The 4,559-nt window shown below is 44.0% G+C and carries 4 protein-coding genes and 1 pseudogene; all 5 read left to right on the top strand.

Going from position 1 to position 4,559, the window contains the following annotated elements; genetic code table 11:
• The coding region (locus AC6F75_RS09945) for an efflux RND transporter permease subunit (RefSeq protein ID WP_500714874.1) at positions 1-1,620 on the top strand (1,620 nt) is incomplete at its 5' end.
• Positions 1,621-1,906: 286 nt separating this feature from the next.
• Positions 1,907-2,215, top strand: coding sequence for a hypothetical protein (locus AC6F75_RS09940; protein WP_500714873.1), 309 nt, complete (start codon positions 1,907-1,909; stop codon positions 2,213-2,215).
• Between the two features lie 200 nt (positions 2,216-2,415).
• Positions 2,416-2,601 (top strand): YgaP-like transmembrane domain, encoded by a 186-nt coding sequence (locus tag AC6F75_RS09935; RefSeq protein WP_500714872.1) that lies wholly within the window; start codon positions 2,416-2,418, stop codon positions 2,599-2,601.
• Positions 2,602-2,768: 167 nt separating this feature from the next.
• Positions 2,769-3,494 carry a hypothetical protein gene (locus AC6F75_RS09930; protein WP_500714871.1) on the top strand — a complete coding sequence of 242 codons (726 nt, stop codon included), beginning with the start codon at positions 2,769-2,771 and terminating at the stop codon, positions 3,492-3,494.
• Between the two features lie 190 nt (positions 3,495-3,684).
• Positions 3,685-4,559 (top strand): annotated as a pseudogene (locus tag AC6F75_RS09925) (flavohemoglobin expression-modulating QEGLA motif protein); the annotation flags it as partial.

The following is a 4,559-nucleotide window of genomic DNA, read 5'->3' as shown; positions in this document are numbered from 1 at the left end:
GAGAGTTCGCTGAAACGCCGTCTGGCACTTATTGTAACTGCGGTCCTGTTACTGGGTTCGGTGAGTATGTTTTTTACTCAGTCTGTATTGGTGAAAATGCTGCCTTTTGACAATAAAAACGAATTTCAGGTGGTCATTGATATGCCCGAAGGCACTACGCTGGAGCGCACCAATGTGGTGACTCAGGAAATTGCCCAATACCTGTCCACCCGTCCTGAAGTGGTCAACTACCAGGCTTATGTAGGCACTTCGGCACCCATAACATTTAATGGTTTGGTGCGTCACTATGATTTAAGAGGTGCATCAAACACGGCAGACATACAGGTGAACATCACAGACAAAGGCGACCGCAAATTGCAAAGTCACGACATTGCCAAGTTGTTGCGTCCGGACATACAGAAAATAGCTTCCCAATATGACGCCAATGTAAAGTTGGTGGAAGTACCACCCGGACCTCCGGTATTGAGTACCATCGTAGCCGAGATTTACGGCCCTGATTATGACGAACAAATAAGAGTGGCCGGCGAAGTTAAAAACATCCTGCACAACACCACAGACGTAGTCGATATCGATTGGATGGTAGAGGCCGACCAGGTGGAGTATGTCTATGACATCGACCGGGAGAAGGCGATGCGTTATGGCATTGCGCCACAGCAAATCGTGCATACCATGCATATGGCTTTGGGCGAAAGAGCCCTGACCTACCTCTATGACGAAAACGCCACAGAGCGCGTGGGCATTTTGCTGGCTCTGGACGAACAGGAAAAAGCCAGTCCGGAGGCCATTGCACAAATTCAAATCACTTCCCAACAAGGGAATATGGTTTCCATAGGCGACTTGGTAACCATCAACGAAAGTACCCTGCCCAAAAGCATCTACCGCAAAAACCAAAAGCGTGTGGTCTATGTACTGGCTGATATGGCGGGAAAACTGGAAAGCCCTGTTTATGCCATACTGGGTATGGAAGACAAGCTAAAAGCCATTGAGCTTCCGGAAGGATATAAAATGAACGAACTCTATGCCAGTCAGCCCGACCGGGAAGACGATTATACCGTGAAATGGGATGGTGAATGGCAGATAACGCTGGAAGTATTCAGCGATCTGGGTATTGCCTTTCTAGGTGTGATTGTGATTATCTATTTATTGATTGTTGGTTGGTTCCAAAACCTGAAAGCACCCATAGTGATGATGGTGGCCATACCGTTGTCGATGATTGGTATTGTGCTGGGGCACTGGATACTGGGCGCGTTCTTTACAGCCACCTCATTCATAGGGATGATTGCCCTGGCGGGGATTATGGTGCGGAACTCGGTGCTGCTTATTGACTTTGTCAACCTGCGGCTGGAAGAAGGCATCCCGTTAAAGCAATCGATACTTGAAGCCGGCGCAGTGCGTACCACGCCCATTTTACTCACCGCAGGAACAGTAGTAATTGGTGCTTTTGTCATCCTTTTTGACCCTATTTTCCAGGGACTGGCCATTTCACTTATCGGTGGAACGATTGGCTCGACCTTCCTGACCTTGTTGATTGTGCCGCTGGTGTATTATATCATTATGAGGAAGCAGTATCCGGAAGTTGTTGTTGAAATTGAAGAAAAGAGAGAAGAGAAAATAGAATAGAGAAAAGAGATTTTGTACGTCTATGACTTAGGACTACAGGACTTATGACTTAGGACAATACTTTGCGACTCTGCGGCTTTGCGAGCAACCAAACTAACTCTCGCAAAGGCGCCAAAACGCTAAGAAAATAGTGATCAGTGGCAGTGGTCAGTGGTCAGATGTGTTGAAAGACACAGTACAAAAAATTTGCGGGCTTTGCGGAAGTCTTTGCGCTTCTTTGCAGCTTCGTCGCCTGAAGCTTTGAAGCGCAAGGCGGTGAAACCCTTTAATACTAAAACTCAAAAAAATGAAACTATTAATTGTAACAGCAGTGGAGGAATTTCAGAAAGACGTTCTCAAACTGTTCAAGAAAGCCGGGATCGAGGCGTTTAGCACCTCAGAAATCGACGGCTACAAAAACGGAAACAGTTCGCTCATCGCGGCCCAAAGCTGGTTTCCCGGAGAAAAAGGCGGCAGTGAGTCGCTTATGGTATTTTCCTTCACGGATGAGGCCAATATTGATGCGTTTTTTACCCTGGTCACCGAGTACAATCAAAACCTGGAAACAAACAACCCGGTGCGGGCTGTTGTGGTACCGATTGAAAGAGCTATCTAAAGTTAGAAGTTAGAAGTACAAAGTTTGAAGTTTGACTTTGGACTGCAAGCATCGCCGTCGGCAAGCCTATGGCGGCCGAGGGACTTAAGACATAAGACGAATTTCTCTGTGAAACTTTGTGGAATCTTTGCGTGACTTTGTGATATAACTTTTTCCAGTTCTGAACATTTTAAAAATAAATAACTTAAAAACAAATATCTATGTTAAACAGAATCATTAGAGCCGTTGCAGGCACGTTTATTATCATCAGCTTGTTGCTGGCAGTTTATGTCAATATCAACTGGCTTTGGTTTACCGCTTTTGTCGGCGTAAACCTTTTGCAATCTTCCATTACTAAATGGTGTTTGATGGAAGATATTTTGAAGAAATTTGGAGTGAAAGATTGAAGTTAGAGGTAAGAAGTTAAAAGTACGAAGTATTTAGTTTTAAAATTCTTTGCTTCCTTCTTTGCGGTTAACCTTTGCGGCCTTTGCGAGAAACAATATCACTTTAAGTCATTACAAAGTCTCAAAAATCTTTTGTATTTTAGTAGAAATCTAAATTTCACTGTGTTATGAAAGCGTTTTTTACTTTGTTCAGCCTATTGATTGCCACCACCTTTTTCGCGCAAAGCTTAGTAGGTTCCTGGCAGCTTACCCATGAAAACGGAGAAATGCTCACCAAAAACGAAGTCATCGCCATCTATCAGGACGGTTATTTTGCTGTGGGCGCCAAAGAAGCCGCTTCCAATACCTTTTTATATGCCTATGGCGGTGAGTACACCCTCAAAGGCAGAAACTACACAGAAACCCAGGACTTCAATACCCGAAGTCCGCAGCGGATTGATGTGGCTACTAACTTTAGGGCAACTTTAAAAGACGACCAGCTAGAGCTTAGTTCCGGAGGACATACCCAAACCTGGCAGCGCCTGTCTGAAAAAACCGATGCCCTCAGCCGCAACTGGGTCATCACCGGCCGTGAGCGTAGCGGAGCGATGAACACTATGACCCCCGGTGACCGAAGAACCGTCAAAATACTAAGTGGCGGACGCTTTCAATGGATTGCTTTCAACTCGGCATCCAAAGAGTTTAGCGGTACGGGCGGAGGTACATATAGTGCCCAAAATGGAGTTTATACCGAAAATATCACCTTTTTCTCACGTGACATCAGCCGTGTGGGCGCCAGCCTGCAATTTCAGTTTGAAATCAAAGACGGCAAATGGCACCACAAAGGAAAAAGCTCCAAGGGCGACCCTATTTATGAAATCTGGAGCCCTTACAGGGAAGCTTACAAAAAATAAATTTATTTGTAAAAGCCTTACTTTAAAGGTTCATTTATCTAAAATGACTCCCGTTCCCTGTTTGAGAGAATGCCAAAGAAACCCTAATTAGGATATTTTTTAGGAAATACGGCTAATTTTTTTTTAGCTTTCATATTTAATCCATTTTGGTACTGCTGTACCTGATGATCTGGAGGTAAACATCAAAACAATGACTAAAACAACCACACATACTACCCCAAGTATCGAGTATATCATGGAATCCCTTGTGGATGACGGTCGTGTTGAAACAACATTGCCCGGTGACGGTTTTTTGCATCTGGATGAGAAGTTCCCTTTTATACTTATTTACCGTAAAAAAGATAAGGATGAAGACAGGGGCACCAAAAGGCTGGCCAAAAGCATCGGTTCTTACTTGATTATTGGTACTGAAAGTTTTGAATTTTATCAGGAATTGATTTATAAACTGGCAAGGTATTTTTCCAAAAAATACACTACTTATCTGCTCTTTGAAATTTACAGCGGCAACGAATCAAGCGACACTTTTATCATAAAAGGCCCTGCCCATAAATTGCCCACCACCCTTGATGTGCTCAAAGGAGAACTTTCAATACTTCCGGAAAAACTTAATATTCTTCCGCTTAAAGCGGAAATAAAAAGAACCAAAATCCGGCAGGAAAAAGGCCGGAAACCCCTTGTGGATATTGAAGAAGCCAAAATGCATGGAGCCGTCTGGATTGCACTTGAAATCCCACCGATTTACCGCGACCGCAATGGCATTTTATATCCTGTTTTTTTTAGGAAGTTCAGGGATTTGTTTACGGAAGCCATTCAAAAAGCCATCTTTGATTTTCTGCGGGTGCAAACCACTTCAGACATCAGCAATTATTTTGCGCTAGGGAAACGCAAAATTCACGATGAGGTCTTTAAAATAGACCAACAACTCACTGAAATTGAATCCAGCTACCAGTTCCTCTTGCTTGTGGCTCCGGTGAATATGCAAGAGATACGCGAAACCTACTTTGAAAGCAATTTTAAAGAGTTGCATGAGTATCAGTACCGCCTGCTCACCATTGACCCTGACCT

It is taken from the genome of Planktosalinus sp., from assembly GCF_059864935.1.
The sequence above is the reverse complement of the archived record's forward strand: the minus strand, read 5'-3'. Positions and strand labels throughout refer to the sequence as shown.

Excerpts from the sequence above, each read along its gene's own strand:
- AC6F75_RS09940 (WP_500714873.1), top strand. The coding sequence starts at position 1,907 with ATGAAACTATTAATTGTAACAGCAGTGGAGGAATTTCAGAAAGACGTT.
- AC6F75_RS09930 (WP_500714871.1), top strand. The coding sequence starts at position 2,769 with ATGAAAGCGTTTTTTACTTTGTTCAGCCTATTGATTGCCACCACCTTT.
- AC6F75_RS09935 (WP_500714872.1), top strand. The coding sequence starts at position 2,416 with ATGTTAAACAGAATCATTAGAGCCGTTGCAGGCACGTTTATTATCATC.